The organism is Bacillus sp. N447-1 (assembly GCF_022701035.1).
Classification (GTDB): Bacteria; Bacillota; Bacilli; order Bacillales; family Bacillaceae_G; genus Bacillus_A; species Bacillus_A cereus.
On record NZ_CP065509.1, the window covers coordinates 4,472,913 to 4,496,078 of the forward strand.

Here is a 23,166-nt window from a genome sequence, read left to right on the forward strand (position 1 = left end):
AATAAAAAAACCTGAGTCGATTTGAAATCGGTCTCAGGTTTTTTCTATGAGAAAAGTAAATCTTATTTGCTTACTATCGAGGATAAGAGACAGAATTAGATAGCGATTGCAACGATATCAGTTGGGCATACACGTAAAATACCAGTAAAAGTATTTCGATTTTGATTGTTCTTATCGTCTTTATTGTTATCTTTGTTGTCTTTGTCATTACGAGCTAAAGCAGAGAAAAGAGCAACACCGTTAGCGAAACCTTCAAAAATTACATTGTTGAAAGTACCATTACCTCTAATGCTTAAAAGAGAAAGTTCTGTTCCAACTGAAATGCTAGCAAGTACGTTACATACAGCTGGTTGTTGTGGTCTAACCTCTCTCTCTCTCTCTTTCTCGCGATGGTCGCGCTCTCTTTCATGATGATGACATTCTCTAAAGTTATCACAGCATCCAAATGATCCAAACATAATCCTCATCACCCCCTTCACACTTATAATCTATGTAAGTTCGGTAGTTAGTGACTGGACAGAGAGTGGAATTTTTTCTAGGGGATTTTCTCATTTTAAATGACTAGCTGGGTGTTTAGTATGGAATGATGTTTAAAATAGGTGGAATATAACAAAAAAATGTAAAAACCACCGAAATAAATGAAATGGGTAGCCTTTACACTTTTTTACTTTTATATAAAACGATGATATATACAGGAAGAGCTAGGAGTAGTGGTACAATGGATCGTGCAGTATGTTTTTCTGATTCTAATTGGAATGCTTCTTCTTTTGGAAATTGTAAAATGGAGATGTTTGCGGCATCACCAATAAAATATAGAAGCAGTACAGTTACTATGTAACATAAAAGTGCGATAAAGCTTCCGTATGAACTCAATGAAAATCCCTCTCTTGTTATCTATTTGTTATCATTGTATCACAATTGTAACAAAAATACACGGGTATATTTCAACAGCTTAACAAAATTCGACACGAAACGTCACGTTTATTTATGAGAAGGGAATAGAATATACTTTTCCATAAGTATAAATGTCGAATGATTTGTAGTAATATTACAAAATTATGACAGGGAATAAAAAACGAAGGCAATGTAGTTGCCTTCGTTTTTTATTATTTTGCCCACTCGCTTACTTGCTCTACGCTCATGCGAGGTGCAGGGTGGCCTTTTAAAGTTGATTCCCCAATTGTAATAAGCATAATTGGAACGTAACGAGATGAAACGTTAAATTCGTCTGTCAGTGCTTGTGGATTGAAGCCACCAATAGCACAAGTATCCCAACCAGTTGCTTTAGCTGCAAGCATAAGTTGCATTGCTGCTAAAGATGCATTTGAAAAGGCAGCATCTCTTGGGAATTGTTCACGAGCATATGCAGATTCAATATTTTTAGCTAAGCGTTCTTTTGCTTCTTCTTTCATAAATCCTTGTTCTACAATTGGACCATATACTGGCTCAATATTTTTATAAGCTTCTAAATCACCTAAAATAGCGACTACTGCAGAAGCATCAAGAATTTGTTGTTGGTTATAAGCTATTGGGTGTAATCGTTTTTGTACATCTTCACCTTGAAAAACAAGGAATTTCCAGTGTTGTAAGTTCCAAGCGGAAGGTGCTTGTGCTGCTGCTTTTAAAATCTCATGTAATTCTGTAGATGAGATTTCTTTATTTGGGTTGAATGCACGTGTAGATGTGCGTTCATATAGAACGTTAAAAAAGTTGTCGTTTGTCATAATATATCCTCCAAATTGTATATAAAATTATCGGGAAAACGCAATGTATATTACTTACATTTTGTAAGTTATCGAATTTAAGAATATAATATCTTTATTTTAATTGTCAAGTTTTAAGAAATAAGCTAGGGCATTCATACAAACGATATAATTCCTATAATCATACACTAAAAAGGAATTTATAGAGTGAAAAGGAAGATAACATTCTCAATTAGCTTGTTAATATGTATTTCTCACAAATTAAAGTTTATTGGAGAACAGTCTTTTAGAAATGTTTGTGAGGAATTCAGTAGAACAAGATATATGAAGTGAGTGAAGACTAGTGATGAACATACTACATTTTTATTAGAGAATACGGTTTTCCAAAATGTGTTACAAGATCTGCAGTTAAATGTCCTTTATATAGAAAATGGATGTAAACATCAACAAACGATAGAAAATATCCATCCAAAATGTATGTTTATAGCAAATAGTTTTGAAGAGGGCGAACTATTATTTCAAAGAACGAAACCGCACATTATAATTATGTATGTAACAGATTATTCTCAAATAAAATATATAAAGAATATGTATACCTCGCAAAGTACATTCATTGTCATTTGGGATCAACAAATAACAAAGGAATTTACAGATGTACTTGCATTAGGAATACGTAATATTGTAATAGCCCCTGTAACTCCGCAAGCAGTGTTAGAAGAAGTGAATAAGAGTTTGTATCAACTTTCTTTAGTAAGGCAAGTTAGTTTACAACAGGAACTGCTTCAAACGATGTTTGATTTTCAAAATGATTTATTATTTATAGTAGAAGATGATGAAATTGTTGATTGTAATACAAATTTTTTAACGTTTTTCGGATATGAAAATTTGTTTGCCTATCGCGAGCAACATTTAGTATTTGCTGAACATTTTATTAGAGAAAATGGATACTACTCGACGACGCATGATATAACATGGCTAGACGATACTTTATCAAGCGGTAGAAGAATTAAGATGTCAAATTATGAAGGGGCAGTATCTACTTTTCTATTACGTGCGACACCATTGCCAGAAGATTTATCAAGATTTATTGTAAAGTGCACGGAAATTACAGAATTAGATGAAATCTATCAAGAACAAGAAAGACTTGCTATGATAGATTCATTGACAGAGATTTATAATCGTTTAAAGTTTCAACAAATACTAGAGGTAGAATGGGAAAAGGTAATACGTAATGATGAGAAAATAGCAATTATTTTATTTGATATAGATAATTTTAAAACAGTTAATGACACATATGGTCATGATTTTGGCGATTTGGCATTAATACAACTTGCAGAGCTTATGAAATCTAAAGTGGAGCAGCAACATGTATTTGCAAGATGGGGAGGGGAAGAATTCATTATATTAGTGACAAATACAGTAGAAAAGGAAGCATTTCAAGTTGCGGAATCATTACGATTCTTCATTGAAACAAAGCAATTCACTGGAATTTCGAAGTTAACAGCTAGCTTTGGGGTTGCGTTATATGAACAAGGAACTACAAGAGAAGAATTAATGCAACGAGCGGATATTGCATTATATGAAGCGAAAAAAAATGGAAAGAATCAAGTATGTGTGTATAGAAAAGAAAAAATGTGATTTTTCGCAACAAATTGTTGCGATTTTTTTTTATTGTTTGATAATAGAATAGGGGGACAATTTTTAGCGAAGGAATTATGGAGGATCAATATGATAAAAAAAGTAATGGTGGTGGCTTCACTGTCTGCTATAGTTGGCGGCGGAGTATACTATTTTCTTGTTAGCCCCAATATAAAGGAAAACACTGTATTAACAACTAAAGTGAATCCTACTATTGAATCGGAAGTACAAGGGAATATAGAAGAAAAAGAAGAGCAACAAATTGATTATGCTAGCATATCTCAAAAATTAGATCAATATTTAGTCGGAAAGCAATTCAATGGAACAGTTTTGGTAACAGATAAAGAGCATGTTATATTGAATAAAGGATATGGGTATGCTGATGTTCAAAATAAAATAGAAAATACGCCTCAAACAAAATATCGTATCGGTTCTATTACGAAAACAGTCGTTGCCACATCTATTTTACAGCTGCAAGAACAAGGGAAATTGAATATTCAAGATAATGTAAATAAATATATTCCTTCATTTCCGGAGAATAAAAATATTACGCTATATCATTTATTAACGCATACCTCTGGTTTACCTGAACACGCAAAAGGCAATATTAATGCGGCTTCCCGCTTACAATTAATTAATTGGATTGGACGTCAAAATTTAGAATTTCCTGCAGGAACAGGTTGGAGATATACAGATTATAATTATATGGTGCTTGCTTATATAATAGAACATATATCGAAAAAACCTTTAGGAGATTACATAAAAGAAAACATATTTGTAAAAGCAGATATGCATGAATCCGGTATGGGAAATATGGTACCTGGAGATAAAAATTTTACAAAGGGTTATGTGAAAAAAGATCAAGAGCTTGTACCAGCGCAGAAGTTAGGCATGGATTGGCTATATGGTTGTGGTGAGATGTATACGACAGTTGGAGATATGAAGAAATTAGACGAAGCAATTATAAATGGAAAACTTCTTTCTGAACAAAGTATACAAGCAATGTTTTCACCTTCAGCAGAACGGAAATATGCATTTAGTTTTTATATATATCCAGATTATTTTCATAATCATGGTGTATTATCTGGTTGGAACACTTTCAATAATTTTAATAAAGAAAAAGGAACTTTTGTTATTTTATTTTCAAATGTGAAAAATAGTATGGATGATGACTTTAATAAAGAGTTCCGAAAGATGGTAAATGATTTATTAGAACAAAGGGGATGAGAAAATGGAACATAAAACTTTATCAATAGGTTTCATTGGTATTGGCGTAATGGGAAAAAGTATGGTTTATCACTTAATGCAAGATGGTCATAAAGTATATGTATATAATAGAACGAAAGCAAAAACAGATTCTTTAGTGCAAGATGGTGCAAATTGGTGTAATACGCCAAAAGAGTTAGTGAAGCAAGTTGATATTGTAATGACAATGGTTGGATATCCACATGATGTAGAAGAAGTGTATTTTGGTATAGAAGGAATTATAGAACATGCAAAAGAAGGTACGATAGCAATTGACTTTACGACATCTACACCTACTTTAGCAAAACGGATTAATGAAGTTGCAAAAAGCAAAAATATATATACGTTAGATGCACCTGTCTCAGGAGGAGATGTTGGTGCGAAAGAAGCAAAACTCGCAATTATGGTAGGTGGGGAGAAAGAAATATATGATAGATGCTTACCTTTACTTGAAAAGTTAGGAACAAACATTCAATTACAAGGACCAGCTGGGAGTGGACAACATACAAAAATGTGCAATCAAATTGCGATTGCTTCCAATATGATTGGAGTATGTGAGGCTGTCGCTTACGCGAAGAAGGCTGGACTGAATCCAGATAAAGTGTTAGAGAGTATTTCAACAGGGGCAGCAGGTAGCTGGTCATTAAGTAATTTAGCTCCTCGAATGTTAAAAGGAGACTTTGAGCCAGGATTTTATGTAAAGCATTTTATGAAAGATATGAAAATTGCTTTAGAGGAAGCAGAAAAATTACAATTACCAGTCCCAGGCTTAAGTTTGGCGAAAGAATTGTATGAAGAGTTAATTAAGGATGGCGAAGAGAATAGTGGAACACAAGTACTATATAAAAAATATATAAGGGGGTAAACGAGGTGGACCTTCAAAAGTTTGATGAGATGATTGATACTGTACAGCGAGCTACTTGTATGCAAATTAATGAAAAACAAAAAGAAGCTTTTAAACAAAAATATGATTTTGAACCAGAATTTGAATATGGAAGAGATGAGAAGGGACATTATGTAATTCGAACCTCAAAAAAGATGTTAGAAGAAATGGAGTTTTATTTGGCATTGAAATATGATCGTGATGGAGTGGATCTTTATATGCAAGCTGAGATTGATGGTATATTTCATGTATCTGTTAGCTATGGTGAAGATGCCCTACATCTACAAGAATTGTTTCAATTTCTAGAAGAAAATAAATAAAAGTCCTCATTTGAGGACTTTTATTTATTTAGTCATGTTTAATTTTTATAATTATAAGTTAGAAGCGCGGCGGCATCGTTCAACCGGGAACGGGATAATTTGTGCGATGTGGTTAGGACCAAATTGTTTTGTACGAGCATGGCGTATTATATAAAAAGCACACAGAATTGAAACAGGAATAGCGCCGAATAAACCAAATAATAAAGCGCTTACACAAGATGCGACAAATCCTAAAACACCAATTTCTAACTCTTCCATAATAGCTCCTAAAATAACAGGAAATGCTCCACATGTAACTCCAAGTATAAGTGCGATAAGTAAGCTCATGATTATCCCCCTCTGTTTGCAATATTATTTTCCTTCTAAGTTAATTGTAGTATATCACATATAAAACAGAATTTTCAGAAAAAATTCAATAAATGTTCAAAAAATGTTCGAAAAATGCACTTGAAAAATTAAGGTGTAAATTTGTGATGAAATGGTACTTTCAAGTAAATAAAAAATCAGACTTATTTCAAAATGAAATAAGCCTGTTCCATAGGAGGATGTATATATGTAGAGTGAATAAAAGTTTGGAAAAGGGGGTCCAAGTCCTTTTATTCAACTAACTACCTTAATAGATTGGAACCCAGCCTTCAGTTGTCACAAAAATACGAATAGCTACAACTTGGCGATCATCTTGCAAGGTAAAATAATGTCTTGCATTTTCAGGAACAGATATTAAATCGCCTGGCTCAAGTTCAACATCAAAGAATTTCCCATCTTTACCTTCAATAGCGAAAATGCCGTGACCACTGACGATAAAGCGAACTTCGTCATCTGTATGATGGTGTTCCTTTTGGAAATTAATTAATAATTCGTCAAGGTTAGGTGTGCTACTTGAAAGTGAGATTACATCATGTGCTTTATAACCTCGACGTGCTGAAACATCAGCGATTTCTTTTGAAAAAATAGCTAATATTTCAGCTTTGTTTTCATCTGTTAACGAATAATTTTCATTTAAATGAGTAGGAAGTTTAGAAATATTCCATTTCTCATATAAAACGCCTTCCTCTTGTAGAAATTTAGATACTTCCACTTCATTTTCAATACGAGTATTTACTTCATGAATACGAATTTGCGCCATTAGAAACGCCTCCTTGAATTGATAATAGTTTTATATGAAATTGGAATAAAAACTCATAAGCTTCTAATCTCTTCTTTGCATCAAAGCTATCTCGGCCCCATACGGTAATACCGTGGTTACGGATTAATACTGCACCCGAATCTCCTTGTATATGCTTTCGGAAGTTTTCTCCAAGTGTTGGGATATGGGCATGGTTTTCGATAATAGGAATGTGAATGGTTGCACCTTCTTCCCAAATATCGAGAGCTTTAATAATTTCTTGATTTTGAAGGGTGACTGCATCACTATATAAATTTGTGATGACATTATTATCGGTTGTATGAACATGAAGTACGCAACCGGCATTCGTATTGTTATAAATGTGTGTATGCAATATTGTTTCTGCTGAAGGGCGTAATTCAGTCTCTAAAACGGGAACTCCTACATGATCTACTAATAGAAAATCATCTGGAGTGGTTTTTGTTTTATCTTTACCGCTTGCCGTAATAAGAAAAGTAAGTGGTTCATGACTAACCTTTATAGAAATATTACCACTTGTTGCTGGGAACCAATTTCGTGTTGTTAACTCTTTTTTTATCTCGCTTAAGTCATACCATTGACGAAAAAGTTGTTTCATGCCTTCACCTCCAACAAAAGTTTTAATTCAGCTTGCACATCTTGAAATGTTTCAAACGGTGTATAAGCAATATGATTTTCTTCACACTTTGTAATAAGAAAATCGCGAGCGAATACTTTATCAGCTTGTTTCGCGGCTTGTAAATCAGTAATAGAATCTCCAATTACAATATGAAAGTCATCTGTATCACTTAATTTACGGATTAATGATGATTTACATAATCCGCAATGATTTTGACAATGATCATCACAAGAATGAGGCCATTTAACTGTAATAAACTCTGCTGAAAAGTCTGTTTCATTACAATAAATTTGCTCTTTTGGAATGATTCCTTGTAAGAGTGGATAGACGAAGAAATCCATTCCACCTGATATCACGTAAAAAGAAATGTTATTTTCCTTTACGAATTGTATAAACTCATGAAAACCACTACGGATTTCAGCAGTTTCTATTAAAAATTGAATAATATCATCGTGCAGATTAGTAGGTATTAATTGAAATAATTGAGAAACACCTTCTTGAATGGATAGTTCTTGTGATAAAATTTTATTCTTTACTTCTTCGGCTTCTGGTGGTGCGAATTTTTCCATAATGGACATAATGTTATCATTATTTGTAATCGTGCCATCGAAATCACAAAATACTTGAATACTCATAATTTCACCTCATAAGAGGGATTTCCCCATATTTGTAGTGCACTATGCAAATTTATGTCGTCTACTTCATGGAGTGGTTTATTTTGCAAAGTAGCATCAATTGCAGTACGGAAAGCTTTACCGCCGCCTTGCGCTCCATTTGGATGTCCGTGTATCCCGCCGCCAGCATTAATAACAACATCTTTACCGAAATCTCGTACAATAAAGGGAACGAAACCAGGATGAATACCAGCAGACGGAACAGAAAAGCTCTTCTTGAAAGATGCATCGTCTTCAGTTAAATATTTTGAGATAGCAAGAGCCTCCTCTTTTTCTAGCGCAACACTTCCGTATGGAGATGGGAATAATGAAAAGTCAGCCCCAGCATAACGTAGTAGCTTTCCAAGTAATAATGGAGATGAAACTCCATATAACTTGGATGCTGAATAAGCACCACTTACAGCAGGATGTGCCATAATAGGAACTGGGATTTCATCATCTTCTGCAAGTGATTGTAGTACATCTAGTCCGTAAGCAAATACGTTAAATAATAGAATATCAGCTCCAGCTTGCACTGCACGTTTAGCATTTTCTTTTAAATCAAAAGTTCGTCCTGTTAAATTTACGGCATATAACGTTTTATGTCCGTATGTTTCATATACGGATTGTAAAACTTCTTTTCCAGATACAATGCGTTTCGTAAGTGGTGTTAATGCATTTTCAAATAATATTTCATCATCTTTTACTATATCTACACCACCAATTGCTTGATCGCGTAATTGCGTTTTTAAATACCCAATGTTTCGTCCAATCATTCCTTTAAAAATACTCATTAAAAGGGGACGATCATGCACTTGTAAAAGATTTCGAATACCATCTATCCCGAATTTTGGACCAGGAAAATGTTTTTTTAACTCGTCTGAAAAAGTTAAGTCAATTAATTTTACTTCGCCATCAAGTGATAGCTTTCCAAATGTAGTCGTTAAAATCGCTGGTAAATCTGGACTGAAGTTTAATAGCGGATATTCGATTTTAATAATTCCGCGTTTTACTTTTTTACGTAAATACGAATTGGTATGTTCATGTTCAGCTAATTCCTCAACATGAATGACGTTGCCTTTATGCTGCTTTAATTGTTCTTGCAATAAGTGTGGCAAATGAGTCCAAGAGCCAATTGTTAAACCGAGTGCAATTTGCTCAGCTTTTTTTTCTAAGTTATGTGAATCATCATGGATTAAATACGTCGCTATAATTCCGCTCATTGTTATAACCTCCTAGTTAAATAAAAAAACCTCTCAGCTAAGGAGAGGTTTTTTTACAACCAGCTCCTTATCTGTCAGCGTAATGCTGCGAGAATTAGCACCGTGTCTACAATTGTAGATCGGTTGCCGGGTTTCGTCGGGCTCGTCCCTCCACCTGCTCTTGATAAGAAGTATTTAGAAATGTTTAAATTTTTAAGATAACTGAATTTTGTCAGATATTTTTCGTGTTGTCAATTACTTTTTGAAAAAATTTAATTTATCAATTCGATTAATGGCTTCTCGTAATCTATCTTCTGTATGCAAGAGACCAACACGGACATACCCTTCGCCATGCTCACCAAATCCGACACCAGGAGCAACTGCGACATGTGCTTTTTCTAGTAAAATATCAGAAAATTGCTCAGAGGTGTATCCTTTTGGAACGGGAAGCCATGCAAAGAACGATCCTGTTGGAATGTCTACATTCCAACCAATTGAGTGACAGGCTGAAATAAGAGCGTTTCTTCGAGATTCGTAACTATTTACAAGGTCTATTACACAAGACTGTGAACTTAATAGCGCTTCTCGAGCGGCATCTTGAACTGCACCGAATATACTAACATACATATGATCTTGTAATAGGTTAATTGTTTCAATCACACTTTCATTCCCTACAGCAAAAGCGATGCGCCAGCCAGCCATATTGAAAGTTTTTGATAATGTGTAAATTTCAATTCCTATATCTTTCGCACCATCTGCTTGCAAGAAACTAACAGGTTTTTGACCATCAAATCCGATAGCGCCATAAGCAAAATCGTGAACAACTAATATATTATGTTTATTAGCAAAGTGAATGGTTTCATCAAAAAAATCTTTTGATGCAGTAGCACCGGTAGGATTATTTGGATAGTTTAAAAACATTAATTTTGCACGCTCTGCAATAGAGGCATCAATGTTCGTATAATCTGGTAAAAAGTTATTTTCTGCAATAAGTGGCATTCTTTCAAAGTGTGCTTTTGCTAAAGCAACCCCTGATAAATAATCTGGATAACCTGGATCCGGAACGAGAATCGTATCACCAGGATTTGTAAAACAAATCGGTAATTCTACTAGTCCAGCCTTCCCACCAAACAAAATAGCAACTTCAGTTTTTGGGTTTAATTCGACGCCATATTCACGTTTATAGAATGTAGCCACGGCTTCCTTTAAGCTTTCATGTCCGCGAAATGGCGGATATTTATGATGAATGGTCTTTTCGGCAGCATCTTGTAAAGCTTTTACGATATGCTGCGGTGTTGGTTGATCTGGATTACCTTGACCTAGATTAATAACATCGTGACCAGCTGCAACGACTTTGTTAACTTTTGCAACAAGTGAAGCGAAAAATTGTGTTGGCAATGATGTTACTATCTCAGAAGGTTGAAATAATTTCATACTTTCCACCTCTTTTGAAAGTTGTTACAATTCTAGTGACAAATGATATAATCTTTCCAGTATTTTGTAAAGAGAAAAATAAGAATGGGGCTGAAAAAATGAAAGTCGCATGTATTCAAATGGATATTGTTTTTGGAGATGTAGAAAAAAATATTGAGAATGCTAAAAATAAAATAAGTGAAGCTATGAAGGAAAGGCCAGATGTTATCGTCTTACCAGAACTATGGACAACAGGATATGATTTAACGAGACTTTCTGAAATTGCAGATAGGGATGGAGTGGAAACGAAAGAAAAGTTAATAGAATGGGCGAAGCGATATGATGTACATATTGTTGGTGGGTCCATAGCAAAGCAAACAGAGCAAGGCGTTACAAATACGATGTATGTTGTAAATAATGAAGGACAGTTAGTCAACGAATATAGTAAAGTACATTTATTTCAGCTTATGGATGAACATAAATATTTAATAGCTGGTAATGGTACGGGCGAATTTAAGCTAGATGATGTTGAATGCGCTGGAACAATTTGTTATGATATTCGTTTTCCAGAGTGGATGCGTGTTCATACTGCTAAAGGGGCAAAAGTATTATTTGTTGTAGCTGAATGGCCATTAGTTCGTTTAGCACATTGGCGTTTGCTATTGCAAGCAAGAGCAGTTGAAAATCAGTGTTATGTTGTTGCGTGTAATAGAGCAGGGAAGGATCCGAATAATGTGTTTGCAGGTCATTCTTTAATTGTGGATCCTTGGGGTGAAGTTGTAGTAGAGGCGAATGAAGAGGAATCAATTTTATTTGGAGAGCTTGAATTCGAGAAAATTAAAGAAGTACGTAAAGGAATTCCAGTTTTTGCGGATCGCCGTCCAGAATTATACAAATAAAATGTTGACAAGTGATTTTTATTCTTGGTATAGTCTTCAACATAAAGTTAAAAATTCAAAAAATTATACAACTCTTATCAAGAGCAGGTGGAGGGATTTGGCCCGATGAAGCCCAGCAACCGACCGTAATACCATTGTGAAATGGGGCGTTTATTACGCCAAAAGGCACGGTGCTAATTCCAGCAGAAAGTAAAACTTTCTGGCAGATAAGAGGGGAGAAGATAAACTTCAAACCTCTTTCTTAGTGGAAAGAGGTTTTTCTATGTTAGAAAAACCTCTGAATTTAAAAAGGGGGAGAAGAAGATGGGATATTATTCATTAACAGAAATAACAGCTGTACAATATGCGAAAGATTATGGCTATTTTGAAGAGAAGGCAAATGTCATTTGTCATGAAATTGGAGATGGAAACTTAAATTACGTGTTCAAATTAGATGATGGAGAGAAATCCATTATAATAAAACAAGCACTGCCTTATGCGAAAGTAGTTGGTGAAAGCTGGCCATTGTCTATAAAAAGAGCAACGATTGAAAGCAAGGCATTACAAATTTTTGCGCAGTATGTACCGGATTATGTTCCAGTAGTGTACAGTCATGACGAAGAGTTAGCGATAACGGTAATAGAAGACTTATCAAGACTAACAATTACAAGAAAAGGATTAATAGACGGAGAAGAATATCCGCTTTTATCCCAGCATATTGGTCGTTTTCTAGCACATGTTTTATTTTACACTTCAGATTTTGGTTTACAGTCAGAAGAGAAGAGGATACTAGAAGGTACCTTTGTAAATCCGGACCTATGTAAAATTACAGAGGATTTAGTGTTTACAGATCCGTTTGGGCATTATGATACAAATGATTATGAGCCAGATTTACAGCTCGTGGTTGATGAACTTTGGAGTGATAAAACTTTAAAACTAAAAGTAGCACAATATAAATATAAGTTCTTAACAAGAAAAGAAACTCTTATTCATGGTGATTTACATACTGGTAGTATTTTTTCGTCACCTTCTGAAACGAAAGTGATTGATCCAGAATTTGCGACATATGGCCCATTTGGGTTTGACATAGGTCAATTTATTGCAAATCTATTATTAAATGCGTTATCTAGAGAAGAAGAAAAGAGAAGTGTACTATTTTTCCATATAGAAAAGACGTGGAGTTATTTTGTAGAGACTTTTACAAAGTTATGGATTGGAGAAGGTGTAGAAGCATATACGAAAGAAAAACAATGGTTACCAATTATTTTGCAAAATATCTTTACTGATGCTGTTGGATTTGCCGGATGTGAACTAATTCGTAGAACAATTGGTTTAGCTCATGTAGCAGATTTAGATGAAATAGAAAATAAAGAAACAAGAATTCAAGCTAAGAAACAAGCGCTATCCTTAGGAAAAGAACTAATAAAATATGAATCTAAAAGTGCTGATATTCAACTGTTTCGAACATTATTTCAACAGACAGTTTCAAGGGGTGTAAAAGCATGAGTACAATCGTTACGGTTCCGAGATCTGTAAGTTGGAAAGGGGATGCAATTGCGGTATTAAATCAAACGAAATTGCCACATAGCACAGAATACAAAACATTAACGACTATTGAAGAGGTTTGGAAAAGTATCATAATGTTAGAAGTACGCGGAGCGCCTGCAATTGGAATTGTAGCTGCATTTGGCTTGGCGCTTGCAGCGAAAAAATATAATACTTTACATATCGAAGAATTTCAAAAGAAGTTTAATAGAGACTGTAACTATTTAGGGACATCACGCCCAACGGCAGTAAATTTATTTTGGGCAATTGATCGTATGAGAGAATCTATTCGAGAGATTACTACAATAAAAGAAGCGCAAAAAATATTAGAAGAAGAAGCGCTTCGCATTCAACAGGAAGATGAAGAGGTGTGTCGAAATATTGGGGAATATGCGTTAACATGTTTTAAAGATGGCGATAATATTTTAACAATCTGTAACGCTGGAAGTATCGCAACTGCCAGATATGGAACTGCATTAGCTCCCTTTTATATTGGAAAAGAGAAAGGTGTGCGTTTACATGCATATGCGTGTGAAACGAGACCAGTTTTACAAGGTGGTCGCTTAACGACGTGGGAATTGAAGCAAGCAAATATTGATGTGACCCTTATAACAGATAATACTGCAGCTCATGCTATTCAAACGAAAGAAATAAACGCAATTATTGTGGGGGCGGATCGAATTGTCGCAAATGGAGATACAGCCAATAAAATAGGGACAATGAATTTAGCTATTTTAGCAAAGTACTTTAATATCCCATTTTACGTTGCTGCGCCACTGTCAACATTTGATGTTACGAAAGAAACTGGAGCCGAAATTATTATTGAAGAAAGAGATGAAACAGAAGTTACGAAAATCTTTGGAAAACAAGTAGCACCAATTGGAACGGATGTTTATAATCCAGCATTTGACATAACACCGAATGAATTAATTACAGGAATTATTACTGAGAGAGGTATTATACGCGGGGACTATAAACGAGAAATTGCATCATTATTTGAAAAACAAGCTAATACATAATAGCTTGTTTTTTTATGCCTAAATGCAGTGTTTTCTCTTACTTATATAATGAAAGGAGGGGAAGAGGGTGGAAGAGTGGATCAAGATGATAGGTAATGTAGGGTTTCCGATTGTTGTAACATTATATTTACTCCACCGTATTGAAAGTAAATTAGAGGGGGTAATTGTTGCAATTGAGAAGCTCCCGCGGCAATTAATAAAGTACGAAGATCCTCGGGATAAAAAATAAAGTTTGCTCTTCTTGAGCAAACTTTATTTTTATTGAGCAGTATAACCACCATCGATAACGACAGCTTGACCAGTTATACCTTTAGCTTTTTCACTCGCTAAAAACATCGCATAATCTGCAATTTCTTGTACTTGTAATAAGCGCTTTTGTGGAACGAGTGGATAAATAACATCTTCTAAAACATTTTCAAGTGGTACATTTCGTGTAGTAGCTAAGTCTTGTAGTTGATTACGTACAAGGGGGGTATCAACATAACCAGGGCAAAGGGCATTAACAGTAATACCATGCGTAGCACCTTCTAAAGCGGCAACTTTTGTTAATCCAATTACGCCATGTTTTGCACTATTGTAGGCAGCTTTTCCAGCAAACCCGACAAGGCCGTTAATAGAAGCGACATTAATAATACGACCATATTTTTGTTGTTTCATAATCGGAAAGGCATGCTTAATTGCAATAAACGGAGCAATTTGCATAATTTGAATTAGTAGCTCGAACTTTTCAGTTGGAAAGTCTTCAATGGGTGAAACGTGTTGCATTCCTGCGTTGTTAATTAATATATGTAATGAACCGAAATGATCAACTGTTTGAGAAATTGCTGCTGTAATTTCCTCTTCAGATGTAACGTCACATTTTAAACCGATAGCTTGAAAACCTTCATTTTGTAATTGTTCAGCAGCTTCTTTTGCACGTTCTTCAAGCCGATCGGTAATCACAACTTTTGCACCTTCTTTTGCAAAAGCCTTTCCCATTTCATAACCAATGCCACTTGCAGCACCTGTTAAAAAGACAACTCGATTTGTAACCATGATGAAAAACATCCCTTCATAATAAAGTTTTCATAGTGCTCTATTTAGAGAAGCTATAATGAAATTCCTGCAAACATTTGGAAAAAATATCGTTAGCTATCTTGTTTTGCAAAATAGTCTTTGCTATACTATTTTGTAAAGCAAGATACTTACGCTTATCTATCTTGTAAAGCAAGATAGTAGGAGGATTTGAATTATGTCGACAAGTCAAATGCTGAAAGGGATTTTAGAAGGATGCTTACTTGCTATTATTTCTGAAGGCGAAATATACGGTTATGAAATGAGTGAAAAGCTAGCGAAGTATGGTTTTACAATGGCGAGTGAGGGAAGTATTTATCCGTTATTAATACGAATGCAAAAAGAAGGACTAATAACAAGCGTAATGAAGGAATCTCCATCTGGTCCAAAGAGAAAATATTATACATTAACAGAAAAAGGCGAGGAAGCACTTGATGAATTTATGGATCGCTGGGAAACGATGCAAAGTAGTGTAGAACGTCTACTTGAAGGGAAGGGAAGGAGAAAATAATGCTATCAAGTGAAGCGCGAAAGTTTTTGTTAGATATGAGATTATTTTTGACGGCAAAGAGTGTGAAAGAAAGCGATATTGAAAATTTTATAGAAGATGCGGAACTCCATTTAATTGAGGGTGAGAGTGATGGGAAAAGTGTAGAAGATATTTTCGGAAGCTCACCGAAAGAATATGCAAATGAACTTGTCAAAGTAATGGAAAGAGATAGACAGGAAACGTGGAAGCAAATTGGTTTTACAGTAATGAATATCGTATCGTTTTGGATTATTGCTTCTATCTTAATAGTGAATCATGGAATGTTACAGATTTCACTTATTCAGTGTATCGGTTATAGTTTTTCATTGATTTTAGTTGTTATAGGTCCTAATTTTCTACTTCGCAAAATGGCCTTCGTAACAAGTTTTACAAAAACATGGTTTTCTATGTGGTCTTTAGTTATGATCGCTCCAATGTTTTTATTAGGAGCTGTTACGATATTAGACGTGATATATCCGACAAAAATGCTCACATTCACCGAAGTGCAAAGTTATATAGTGGCTGGTGGGATTTTTATCATCACAGTAGCTATAAATATATATTTTGAAGGATGGTTTAAAAACTTATATTTAATCATTCCACTTTCAATTATGTTAGTGTTTAAAACATTTACAACGGAAGACCTTGTTCCAATGTTATTTCAAATTATATGTTTATACGGAAGTTTGTTTATTTTAATTTTCCTTGAAATTATGATGAAGACGAATAGAAGAGAGACGGTTTAATAAGGGAGGGATTATCATGATGATTTCTAAAGAAGGAGAAAAGTTTTTAATTGATACGAAAGTGTATTTAATAACGAAAGGAATTAAAGAAGAAGATGTTGACGCTTTTTTAGAAGATGCAGAACTTCATTTAATTGAAGGTGAGAAAGAAGGAAAAACGGTAAGTGATATATTTGGTGATTCGCCAAAAGAGTATGCTAATCAACTTGCAAAAGAGATGGGTATAGATAGAAAAGGTAATTATAAATTATTGCTTTACTTTATTGTAAATTTATTGGCTTTTACGATGATGAAGAGCGTATTCTTTAGTGAAACCGACCATCGTTTGTCTTATTCTTTAATTGAGTTAATTGGCTATCCGATTATGATTTTTGCAGGAATTATTGTATTAATATGGGGGATGAGAACAGCATCATTTAAGCGTAAAAGAATTGAATTTTTAATTATATATATAAGTGGTGCGGTATGGTTCTTATCAATTTTAGTATTGCATTATTAAATAAGTTTTATGGTACAACATTTATTAAGTTTACTAGTACAGACAGTTTCATCCTTGTTGGTGGAGTAGTTCTTTTAGCGGCTGTTATAAATATTAAATTTGGTGGTTGGTTTACTTTGTCATATTTACTAGTTCCAATTGCATTAGAATATGCATTTGGAATGATAGATGTATCAAGCGTTATCGGAATGTATGTACAACAAATAATTCTTTTCATTGCTATTTATATGCTTTTACAAATTCAGATAAAATTAGAAAAAGAGAAGTATACAAATAAACAAGTAGGAGAGTTATGTATATGAGGAGGATTTCTCAGATCAACCATACTGTTTTTATCAAAAGAAATACATGATGCCTATTTTAATATTTTATTAGGTGATAAGTTTATATCTATCTTTTTAGTTTAATAGGAAAAAGGCTGCTCTGGATATACCAAAAATTATTTCCAAAGAAATATTATATAGGGATTTTTAGAGGGATTACATTTACATTTAGTTGTCTATTTTTATTTCTAGCAGCCGGGATTTGTTTTGTTGATTGGAATAAGTTGTTTTAAACAGTAACATGAGGGTTACTGTTTTTTTCTTTGCAATAAAGAGCTTTGTAAAGAGAGTGTTTTTTGTTCGTTCGTCAATAGAGACTGAATAGGAACATTTTCAGGGCGCGGGACTATCGGATACATAAGATTGGTTGGAGAAGGATGGTGCTCCGAGCCAGTTGGGGAATGAGGATCTGCGTGAGTAAGTTTTCCGTGAACACGTCTTGTAAATAAAATATGACCGATTTCGTGAGCAAGCGTATATATATTTTTCATAGGAGCAGCCGAGTTTGTTAAAACGATATATCCGGTAAGTTGTTGCTGTTTTGCTAAAGAGTAAGCGCAGGCAATTACTGCTGTTTCTTTGAAATAATCACTGCCAATATAACAAATATAAAGGTCGCATTCAGGAGCTTCATTTACACATGTTTGGAAAAAGGATGCCAGCTTTTCTTGACTTTGAATGGAATTTTTATAACTGATTTCACGGTCAAAAAAACGGAAAAGTTCATTTAATACAATTACTTCTTGAATTTGAAATGTAATGGGGTGCCAAATTGATTCTGCAACAGCTAAATCTTTTGCGATGCGGTCATCAGAAATATCGGCGCCGGGAGTAATACAAATACATATATTGACGTATGGATCCATAAGGAACACCTCAACTGAAAAAAAGTTCTTCCTATAATATATGTGGGGAAAAGATGTCATGTATGGATAAACGCCTTTTTTATTGAATATATAGATGACAAGTCGAAAAAATTTCATAGTTCTATAACGTAGTGTGATCATCTTTTTGATATAGTAAAGAAAAGGGGGAGAATATATGTATACATTAAAAATCGTTTCAGACAGAGAAGCTCTTTATCAATTTGCAAGTTATGTAAGAGTTGTACAAGGGGTGGAAGATGTATATGTAGAGGTGGGAGAACCTTTATATGAACATCCGTTAATGAAGTTTTATGTACATATTAAGCTGAAAGAAACATATGAGCAGCATAAAGCGTTACAGGAAATAGCAAGATTAGTAGAATTGGGGCGTTTTACATATGTCCATTATCGTAATGATGAAATTGAGGAAGCTTTTGAAGCTGTAAAATATGAAAGTTTTAAGAAATAAAGGTGAAAAAAAGGAGGCGAAAGCTTCTTTTTTTCTTTAAAATTACATGAACAAAAAGAGCAAAATTTTGTTATGATAAGGGAGGTTAGGGAAAGGGGAATTTACATATGGGGTATATTGAAGAGTTACGAAAAGTCGTTGGTACAAGGCCGCTTATTCTCGTAGGATCAGCAATTATTATATTAAACGATAATCAAGAAGTATTGCTTCAATATCGTTCAGATACATATGATTGGGGTGTACCTGGTGGGGCGATGGAACTGGGCGAAACGACAGAAGAAACTGCACGTAGAGAGTTATTTGAGGAAACGGGGTTAACTGCAAAAATAATGCAATTTCTTGGTGTTCTATCAGGAAAAGAAGTATATTTCCGTTATCCGAATGGCGATGAAATTTTCAATGTTATTCATCTGTATCAGGCACATCATGTGAGCGGGGAATTAAAGCTCGATCATGAAGGGTTAAAACTTCAATATTTTCCAGTAGATCAGTTGCCAAAATTGAATGAAACGACAGAGAAAATTTTACAAAAGTTTTTATATGCGCTGACAGAATAGAAGGTTAATTCCTTCTATTTTTATTATATTAAATATTTTGATTTTTTAGTATGTTTATAGTATGATAGTTATAGATATACATCTTATGGAATTTCACCTAAAAACTGACTAGGGTACATAAGAGAGGGGCAAGTGCAAAATGCATAATGTTGTTATTACAGCTGCAGTTCGTTCGCCAATTGGAACTTTTGGAGGAGCGCTAAAAAATGTAACGCCAGTAGAATTAGCTGTTCCTGTACTTCAGGAAGCTGTAAAACGAGGCGGGGTAGAACCACATGAAGTTGATGAAGTAATTTTAGGTCATTGTATTCAAAGAACTGATGAAGCAAATACGGCGAGAACAGCTGCATTAGCGGCAGGATTTCCTGACACAGTTACGGGATATACAATCCAACGTCAATGTTCTTCAGGTATGCAAGCAATTATGTCAGCTGCAATGCAAATCCAATTAGGTGTAAGTGATGTTGTTGTTGCAGGTGGGGTAGAAGCGATGAGTTCGAGCCCTTATGCATTGAAACAGCACCGCTGGGGACAACGTCTACAGCACGGAGAAATTCGTGATACGGTGTGGGAAGTGTTAGAAGATCCGATTCACCATATTATGATGGGTGAAACAGCGGAAAATTTAGTTAAACAATATGAAATTACAAGAGAGGAACAAGATGAAGTTGCTCTTCGCAGTCATACATTGGCACTGAAGGCAATCGAGTCTGGATACTTTGACGATCAAATTGTTCCTATTACAATAAAAGAGCGTAGAAAAGAAGTTGTATTTTCGAAGGATGAACATCCACGTGCAGATATTACAGCTGAAAAATTAGCTGGATTGAAGCCGGCGTTCCATAAAGATGGATCAGTGACTGCTGGAAATGCATCTGGCCTTAATGACGGGAGTGCAGTTCTAGTATTAATGAGCGAAGAAAAAGCGAAAGAAAAAGGTTTACAACCGTTAGCTAGAATTGTTGGATATTCAGTAGCTGGAGTAGATCCAAAAATTATGGGTATTGGACCAGCACCAGCAATTCGTAAAGGTTTAGAAAAAGTAGATTGGTCATTGGAAGATGCAGATTTACTTGAAATTAATGAAGCTTTCGCGGCTCAATATTTAGCTGTAGAGAAAGAGTTAGGCTTAGACCGTGAAAAAGTGAACGTAAACGGTAGTGGCGTAGGACTTGGGCATCCAATTGGTTGTACAGGGGCTCGTATTACAGTAAGTTTAATTCACGAATTAAAAAGACGTGGGTTAGAAAAAGGAATTGCCTCTTTATGCGTCGGTGGCGGTATCGGGGTTGCCTTATTTATAGAAGCACTATAAAAAAGAAGCAGCTATTGCTGCTTCTTTTTTTACGACTCAAATAGATGATGGAATAATCGATCGCGATTTTCAAAGAAAAGTTTCGTCGTTTGGTAATGCTCAGTTTCTTCTAATGTGGATTCGTGAATTCCCTCTTGTGTTAAAGAATATATAGTGGATTCAGGATAAGCCATTAAAATAGGAGAATGCGTCGCGATAACAAATTGTGAACCTTGTTCAGCTAGTTCGTGCATTCGAATGAGCATGGAAAGTTGTCTCATTGGTGATAAAGCTGCCTCAGGCTCATCTAAAATGTATAAACCTTGTCCTGAAAAACGGTTCATAAATAATGAGAAGAATGATTCACCGTGTGATTGTTTGTGTAGTGAGATACCACCATAAGAGTTGATAACCGGATTCCCACGTGCTTCTCTATCAGCATCTATTTCATCAATATAAGAAGCAACGTTATAAAATGATTCAGCGCGAAGAAAGAAACCGTCGTTTGGTGTATTGAAACTTTTTGAAATTCGAAGGTATTCATGTAAAGATGAATGGGAATCGTTTGTGCTAAAGCGGAAGTTCTTCGTTCCACCTTCTGCATTAAAACCTAACGCAATTGCAATTCCTTCAAGTAATGTTGATTTACCTGTTCCGTTTTCTCCAATAATGAATGTTACATTTGGATGGAAATCTAGTGATTGTAATGTTCGAATAGCGGGTAAGCAGTAAGGATATGCGGAAAAACTAGGGATATTTTCTTTTTTTAATGTGACATTTTGTAAAAAGGGTACGTCAATCAATATATAAACCTCAATTCATAACGGATTTTGAATTTAAAAAGGCAGCAAATACAAGTGTTAATGACACCTGAATCCCTTCTTGTTTTCTGAATATTTTATGTGGATTATATCATTTAAACTATCATATTCCAATGTGAAAATAAATATTGCATGAAGATTCATTCTCTCGTTATGATATATGGTATTCTATTGAAAATGTGAGAAGGAGTTAAAGTATGCCGTTTACATTTGCACATCCAGCAGCAGTTCTTCCTTTTGCGAAAAAGCACTCTAAACATATTTCAGTAACGGCTCTTATATTAGGTAGTATGGCGCCTGACTTTGAATATTTTTTGCACTTTAGACCCTATGGTGTTATTGGCCATACATGGCTTGGGTTCTTATATTTAAATTTACCGCTTGTATTTCTAATCGCATACATATATCATTACATTTTAAAAAAGCCGTTTATAACGCATTTGCCTAAACCGTTTGCTGGTTATTATTCATATGCAATAGATGAGAGGTGGGGGCTACATACCTGGAAAGAATTCTTTGTATTTTGCTATTCTGCATTATTCGGTATGCTCACGCATGTCGTTTGGGATGCATTTACTCATAATACAGGCTATTTCGTTATGAAAATAGCATTGTTACAAATTGAATTACACAGTATTCCATTGTATAAATATATGCAACATGGGAGTACATGTGTTGGCTTATTATTGCTATTATACGTACTATGGAAGTATAAAGATGAAACAGGGAAAGATATGATTGTAGCTTTAGAAAAAAGAAAGTATTGGGTTTCGATAATCATTGTGACAGCTTTTATATTTATCGTGCATGCGTTCCTAGACCCCTATTTTCATATTTTCCAAATTGGAGGTATAATAGTATCTGGACTGACAAGTTCATTTTGTGGAATTGTCATTGTTTCTATAGTTTACAAAGCAAGGGACTAATTTTATATTCATGAATGATAGCGTTAGGAGAAATGAAATGATGAAAGCATGGAAAAGTATTTTTGTTTTATGTAGTTTTCTTCTTATGTTAAGTGGTTGCTTCCATCAAGAAGAAAAGAAAGCTGAACCGAAGAAGAAAGAATCTATTCCTGAAACGAAAGAATATGGTGGGCGTGAGCTGAAAAAAGTAGGACAAAAAGTGAAAGAAACAGGATGGGGTACTTTCAAGTTAGAGCAGATGCATTCTGTGAATCAAACATTTGAAGTAGCGCCAATGAAAATTCACGTACAAGATGTGAAAGTAATCTCTTTATCACAAATGAGTGAAAAGGCAAAAAATACATTGAAAGTATACACGGCACTAACTCCTGAAGAAGTAAAACGTAGATTAGGGGATAAAGTAAGCCAAGAAGATGCAGAATTATATGCATCGCTAAGTGGAACAGAGATTAGTAATACAATTCGTTACGTTGAGATTACATATAAAGTGGAGAATAGCGGGAATAAAAATATGCAATTTTTCTCTATGAATGATGTTATGATTAATGGTAAGCAACATTTTAAAGTAGCCACTCAAAACTTTTTATATGACGAAGATACGTTAGTTGGTACAAAAAATGTATCAAGAGAAGACTATAAGCCTGGTGAAATAAGAGATGGTATTATTGGTTTAATACTTGACGATGGAAAAGACAAGGTAAAGGATATTCAGTTTACAACTGATGATTTACTTGCAGGAGATTCAGAAACACAAGATGTTGTAAAAGAGCCACAAACGTTTAACATCTCACTAAAATAATGTAAGACAAAACAGTCAGCAT

Annotated in this window: 26 protein-coding genes, 3 pseudogenes and 2 riboswitches; of the genes and pseudogenes, 17 read left to right on the forward strand and 12 right to left on the reverse strand. The window is 34.6% G+C overall.

All coding sequences use genetic code 11. The features are described from left to right. Positions 1 to 95: 95 nt before the first annotated feature. From IQ781_RS22885 to IQ781_RS22895, 3 genes are all read right to left on the reverse strand, one after another. The gene (locus tag IQ781_RS22885) at positions 96 to 458 is read right to left on the reverse strand and encodes a DUF3915 domain-containing protein (RefSeq protein WP_000468041.1); all 363 of its coding nucleotides are present in this window, start codon (positions 456 to 458) and stop codon (positions 96 to 98) included. A gap of 196 nt (positions 459 to 654) precedes the next feature. Continuing rightward, entirely contained in the window at positions 655 to 873 is a 219-nt protein-coding gene (locus IQ781_RS22890; RefSeq protein WP_000100485.1) for a hypothetical protein, read from the reverse strand. Positions 874 to 1,106: 233 nt separating this feature from the next. Then, complete coding sequence (locus IQ781_RS22895; protein ID WP_139846717.1) at positions 1,107 to 1,724, reverse strand: nitroreductase family protein; 618 nt, start codon at positions 1,722 to 1,724, stop codon at positions 1,107 to 1,109. Positions 1,725 to 2,049: 325 nt separating this feature from the next. On the opposite strand from IQ781_RS22895, the pseudogene IQ781_RS22900 reads away from it, so the two are divergent. The 4 genes and pseudogenes from IQ781_RS22900 to IQ781_RS22915 all read left to right on the forward strand — a co-directional run bounded on the left by IQ781_RS22900 (position 2,050) and on the right by IQ781_RS22915 (position 5,789). Continuing rightward, positions 2,050 to 3,341 (forward strand): annotated as a pseudogene (locus IQ781_RS22900) (GGDEF domain-containing protein). Positions 3,342 to 3,431: 90 nt separating this feature from the next. Then, a complete protein-coding gene (locus IQ781_RS22905) occupies positions 3,432 to 4,568 on the forward strand; it encodes a serine hydrolase (protein ID WP_000592910.1) in 1,137 nt (378 codons plus the stop codon). 4 nt (positions 4,569 to 4,572) lie between these two features. Continuing rightward, a complete protein-coding gene (locus IQ781_RS22910) occupies positions 4,573 to 5,451 on the forward strand; it encodes an NAD(P)-dependent oxidoreductase (RefSeq protein WP_000400431.1) in 879 nt (292 codons plus the stop codon). Between the two features lie 5 nt (positions 5,452 to 5,456). Beyond that, positions 5,457 to 5,789, forward strand: coding sequence for a DUF3909 family protein (locus IQ781_RS22915; protein WP_000365619.1), 333 nt, complete (start codon positions 5,457 to 5,459; stop codon positions 5,787 to 5,789). 51 nt (positions 5,790 to 5,840) lie between these two features. On the opposite strand, the gene IQ781_RS22920 is transcribed toward IQ781_RS22915, so the two are convergent. The 6 genes from IQ781_RS22920 to IQ781_RS22945 form a co-directional block, all read right to left on the reverse strand. Then, the gene (locus tag IQ781_RS22920; protein ID WP_000054659.1) at positions 5,841 to 6,116 is read right to left on the reverse strand and encodes a hypothetical protein; all 276 of its coding nucleotides are present in this window, start codon (positions 6,114 to 6,116) and stop codon (positions 5,841 to 5,843) included. Positions 6,117 to 6,402: 286 nt separating this feature from the next. Further along, positions 6,403 to 6,915 carry a 1,2-dihydroxy-3-keto-5-methylthiopentene dioxygenase gene (locus IQ781_RS22925; RefSeq protein ID WP_000057314.1) on the reverse strand — a complete coding sequence of 171 codons (513 nt, stop codon included), beginning with the start codon at positions 6,913 to 6,915 and terminating at the stop codon, positions 6,403 to 6,405. Continuing rightward, positions 6,893 to 7,531 carry a methylthioribulose 1-phosphate dehydratase gene (locus IQ781_RS22930; RefSeq protein ID WP_000811341.1) on the reverse strand — a complete coding sequence of 213 codons (639 nt, stop codon included), beginning with the start codon at positions 7,529 to 7,531 and terminating at the stop codon, positions 6,893 to 6,895. The genes IQ781_RS22925 and IQ781_RS22930 overlap by 23 nt, the downstream gene beginning before the upstream one ends. Continuing rightward, complete coding sequence (locus tag IQ781_RS22935) at positions 7,528 to 8,187, reverse strand: 2-hydroxy-3-keto-5-methylthiopentenyl-1-phosphate phosphatase (RefSeq protein ID WP_000027461.1); 660 nt, start codon at positions 8,185 to 8,187, stop codon at positions 7,528 to 7,530. Before IQ781_RS22935 ends, IQ781_RS22930 begins: the two co-directional genes overlap by 4 nt. After that, positions 8,184 to 9,428, reverse strand: coding sequence for a 2,3-diketo-5-methylthiopentyl-1-phosphate enolase (gene mtnW, locus IQ781_RS22940; RefSeq protein ID WP_000014181.1), 1,245 nt, complete (start codon positions 9,426 to 9,428; stop codon positions 8,184 to 8,186). Before mtnW ends, IQ781_RS22935 begins: the two co-directional genes overlap by 4 nt. A gap of 64 nt (positions 9,429 to 9,492) precedes the next feature. Further along, positions 9,493 to 9,598: riboswitch (SAM riboswitch) on the reverse strand. Positions 9,599 to 9,662: 64 nt separating this feature from the next. Beyond that, positions 9,663 to 10,841, reverse strand: a complete 1,179-nt coding sequence (locus IQ781_RS22945; RefSeq protein ID WP_000765510.1) for a pyridoxal phosphate-dependent aminotransferase — start codon at positions 10,839 to 10,841, stop codon at positions 9,663 to 9,665. Positions 10,842 to 10,855: 14 nt separating this feature from the next. Here IQ781_RS22945 and IQ781_RS22950 point away from each other — a divergent pair, with 14 nt between their 5' ends. The 4 genes from IQ781_RS22950 to IQ781_RS22965 all read left to right on the forward strand — a co-directional run bounded on the left by IQ781_RS22950 (position 10,856) and on the right by IQ781_RS22965 (position 14,491). Continuing rightward, entirely contained in the window at positions 10,856 to 11,719 is an 864-nt protein-coding gene (locus IQ781_RS22950) for a carbon-nitrogen family hydrolase (RefSeq protein WP_002204714.1), read from the forward strand. Between the two features lie 71 nt (positions 11,720 to 11,790). Next, a riboswitch (SAM riboswitch) is annotated at positions 11,791 to 11,932 on the forward strand. 90 nt (positions 11,933 to 12,022) lie between these two features. Next, positions 12,023 to 13,204, forward strand: a complete 1,182-nt coding sequence (mtnK, locus tag IQ781_RS22955) for an S-methyl-5-thioribose kinase (RefSeq protein WP_000542687.1) — start codon at positions 12,023 to 12,025, stop codon at positions 13,202 to 13,204. Beyond that, a complete protein-coding gene (gene mtnA, locus IQ781_RS22960) occupies positions 13,201 to 14,262 on the forward strand; it encodes an S-methyl-5-thioribose-1-phosphate isomerase (protein ID WP_139846718.1) in 1,062 nt (353 codons plus the stop codon). Before mtnK ends, mtnA begins: the two co-directional genes overlap by 4 nt. Positions 14,263 to 14,329: 67 nt before the next feature. Beyond that, complete coding sequence (locus IQ781_RS22965; RefSeq protein WP_000393335.1) at positions 14,330 to 14,491, forward strand: YvrJ family protein; 162 nt, start codon at positions 14,330 to 14,332, stop codon at positions 14,489 to 14,491. A 29-nt stretch (positions 14,492 to 14,520) separates the two neighbouring features. Here IQ781_RS22965 and IQ781_RS22970 read toward each other — a convergent pair whose 3' ends face one another. After that, positions 14,521 to 15,297 (reverse strand): 3-hydroxybutyrate dehydrogenase, encoded by a 777-nt coding sequence (locus IQ781_RS22970; RefSeq protein WP_000258428.1) that lies wholly within the window; start codon positions 15,295 to 15,297, stop codon positions 14,521 to 14,523. A gap of 196 nt (positions 15,298 to 15,493) precedes the next feature. Here IQ781_RS22970 and IQ781_RS22975 point away from each other — a divergent pair, with 196 nt between their 5' ends. From IQ781_RS22975 to IQ781_RS22990, 4 genes and pseudogenes are all read left to right on the forward strand, one after another. Next, positions 15,494 to 15,826, forward strand: a complete 333-nt coding sequence (locus IQ781_RS22975; RefSeq protein WP_000107982.1) for a PadR family transcriptional regulator — start codon at positions 15,494 to 15,496, stop codon at positions 15,824 to 15,826. Further along, on the forward strand, positions 15,826 to 16,590 hold the full coding sequence (locus tag IQ781_RS22980; RefSeq protein WP_000952885.1) for a DUF1129 domain-containing protein: 765 nt from the start codon (positions 15,826 to 15,828) through the stop codon (positions 16,588 to 16,590). The genes IQ781_RS22975 and IQ781_RS22980 overlap by 1 nt, the downstream gene beginning before the upstream one ends. 19 nt (positions 16,591 to 16,609) lie before the next feature. After that, positions 16,610 to 17,391, forward strand: a pseudogene (locus IQ781_RS22985) (DUF1129 domain-containing protein). 21 nt (positions 17,392 to 17,412) lie between these two features. Then, positions 17,413 to 17,645 (forward strand): annotated as a pseudogene (locus tag IQ781_RS22990) (DNA-binding protein). 15 nt (positions 17,646 to 17,660) lie between these two features. Here IQ781_RS22990 and IQ781_RS22995 read toward each other — a convergent pair. Further along, positions 17,661 to 18,278, reverse strand: coding sequence for an ImmA/IrrE family metallo-endopeptidase (locus IQ781_RS22995; protein WP_000371608.1), 618 nt, complete (start codon positions 18,276 to 18,278; stop codon positions 17,661 to 17,663). Positions 18,279 to 18,453: 175 nt separating this feature from the next. Between IQ781_RS22995 and IQ781_RS23000 the strand changes: the two genes are divergently transcribed. The 3 genes from IQ781_RS23000 (at position 18,454) to IQ781_RS23010 (ending at position 20,619) form a co-directional block, all read left to right on the forward strand. Continuing rightward, positions 18,454 to 18,747, forward strand: a complete 294-nt coding sequence (locus tag IQ781_RS23000) for a DUF3928 family protein (protein WP_000288330.1) — start codon at positions 18,454 to 18,456, stop codon at positions 18,745 to 18,747. Between the two features lie 107 nt (positions 18,748 to 18,854). Beyond that, positions 18,855 to 19,304 carry an NUDIX hydrolase gene (locus IQ781_RS23005; protein ID WP_139846719.1) on the forward strand — a complete coding sequence of 150 codons (450 nt, stop codon included), beginning with the start codon at positions 18,855 to 18,857 and terminating at the stop codon, positions 19,302 to 19,304. A 139-nt stretch (positions 19,305 to 19,443) separates the two neighbouring features. Then, complete coding sequence (locus tag IQ781_RS23010) at positions 19,444 to 20,619, forward strand: acetyl-CoA C-acetyltransferase (protein WP_139846720.1); 1,176 nt, start codon at positions 19,444 to 19,446, stop codon at positions 20,617 to 20,619. A gap of 29 nt (positions 20,620 to 20,648) precedes the next feature. Here IQ781_RS23010 and IQ781_RS23015 read toward each other — a convergent pair whose 3' ends face one another. After that, a complete protein-coding gene (locus tag IQ781_RS23015) occupies positions 20,649 to 21,401 on the reverse strand; it encodes an AAA family ATPase (protein WP_000568006.1) in 753 nt (250 codons plus the stop codon). A 215-nt stretch (positions 21,402 to 21,616) separates the two neighbouring features. Here IQ781_RS23015 and IQ781_RS23020 point away from each other — a divergent pair, with 215 nt between their 5' ends. Continuing rightward, positions 21,617 to 22,345, forward strand: coding sequence for a DUF4184 family protein (locus tag IQ781_RS23020; RefSeq protein ID WP_001116854.1), 729 nt, complete (start codon positions 21,617 to 21,619; stop codon positions 22,343 to 22,345). Positions 22,346 to 22,382: 37 nt separating this feature from the next. After that, positions 22,383 to 23,144 carry a hypothetical protein gene (locus tag IQ781_RS23025; RefSeq protein ID WP_000973899.1) on the forward strand — a complete coding sequence of 254 codons (762 nt, stop codon included), beginning with the start codon at positions 22,383 to 22,385 and terminating at the stop codon, positions 23,142 to 23,144. The last annotated feature ends 22 nt before the right edge of the window (positions 23,145 to 23,166 follow it).

What these genes read in the sequence shown, in the direction of transcription:
- IQ781_RS22885 (WP_000468041.1), bottom strand. Translation starts at nt 458, where the DNA reads ATGTTTGGATCATTTGGATGCTGTGATAACTTTAGAGAATGTCATCAT.
- IQ781_RS22895 (WP_139846717.1), bottom strand. Translation starts at nt 1,724, where the DNA reads ATGACAAACGACAACTTTTTTAACGTTCTATATGAACGCACATCTACA.
- IQ781_RS22905 (WP_000592910.1), top strand. Translation starts at nt 3,432, where the DNA reads ATGATAAAAAAAGTAATGGTGGTGGCTTCACTGTCTGCTATAGTTGGC.
- IQ781_RS22910 (WP_000400431.1), top strand. Translation starts at nt 4,573, where the DNA reads ATGGAACATAAAACTTTATCAATAGGTTTCATTGGTATTGGCGTAATG.
- IQ781_RS22920 (WP_000054659.1), bottom strand. Translation starts at nt 6,116, where the DNA reads ATGAGCTTACTTATCGCACTTATACTTGGAGTTACATGTGGAGCATTT.
- IQ781_RS22925 (WP_000057314.1), bottom strand. Translation starts at nt 6,915, where the DNA reads ATGGCGCAAATTCGTATTCATGAAGTAAATACTCGTATTGAAAATGAA.
- IQ781_RS22930 (WP_000811341.1), bottom strand. Translation starts at nt 7,531, where the DNA reads ATGAAACAACTTTTTCGTCAATGGTATGACTTAAGCGAGATAAAAAAA.
- IQ781_RS22935 (WP_000027461.1), bottom strand. Translation starts at nt 8,187, where the DNA reads ATGAGTATTCAAGTATTTTGTGATTTCGATGGCACGATTACAAATAAT.
- mtnW (WP_000014181.1), bottom strand. Translation starts at nt 9,428, where the DNA reads ATGAGCGGAATTATAGCGACGTATTTAATCCATGATGATTCACATAAC.
- IQ781_RS22945 (WP_000765510.1), bottom strand. Translation starts at nt 10,841, where the DNA reads ATGAAATTATTTCAACCTTCTGAGATAGTAACATCATTGCCAACACAA.
- mtnK (WP_000542687.1), top strand. Translation starts at nt 12,023, where the DNA reads ATGGGATATTATTCATTAACAGAAATAACAGCTGTACAATATGCGAAA.
- mtnA (WP_139846718.1), top strand. Translation starts at nt 13,201, where the DNA reads ATGAGTACAATCGTTACGGTTCCGAGATCTGTAAGTTGGAAAGGGGAT.
- IQ781_RS22970 (WP_000258428.1), bottom strand. Translation starts at nt 15,297, where the DNA reads ATGGTTACAAATCGAGTTGTCTTTTTAACAGGTGCTGCAAGTGGCATT.
- IQ781_RS22975 (WP_000107982.1), top strand. Translation starts at nt 15,494, where the DNA reads ATGTCGACAAGTCAAATGCTGAAAGGGATTTTAGAAGGATGCTTACTT.
- IQ781_RS22980 (WP_000952885.1), top strand. Translation starts at nt 15,826, where the DNA reads ATGCTATCAAGTGAAGCGCGAAAGTTTTTGTTAGATATGAGATTATTT.
- IQ781_RS22995 (WP_000371608.1), bottom strand. Translation starts at nt 18,278, where the DNA reads ATGGATCCATACGTCAATATATGTATTTGTATTACTCCCGGCGCCGAT.
- IQ781_RS23000 (WP_000288330.1), top strand. Translation starts at nt 18,454, where the DNA reads ATGTATACATTAAAAATCGTTTCAGACAGAGAAGCTCTTTATCAATTT.
- IQ781_RS23005 (WP_139846719.1), top strand. Translation starts at nt 18,855, where the DNA reads ATGGGGTATATTGAAGAGTTACGAAAAGTCGTTGGTACAAGGCCGCTT.
- IQ781_RS23010 (WP_139846720.1), top strand. Translation starts at nt 19,444, where the DNA reads ATGCATAATGTTGTTATTACAGCTGCAGTTCGTTCGCCAATTGGAACT.
- IQ781_RS23020 (WP_001116854.1), top strand. Translation starts at nt 21,617, where the DNA reads ATGCCGTTTACATTTGCACATCCAGCAGCAGTTCTTCCTTTTGCGAAA.
- IQ781_RS23025 (WP_000973899.1), top strand. Translation starts at nt 22,383, where the DNA reads ATGATGAAAGCATGGAAAAGTATTTTTGTTTTATGTAGTTTTCTTCTT.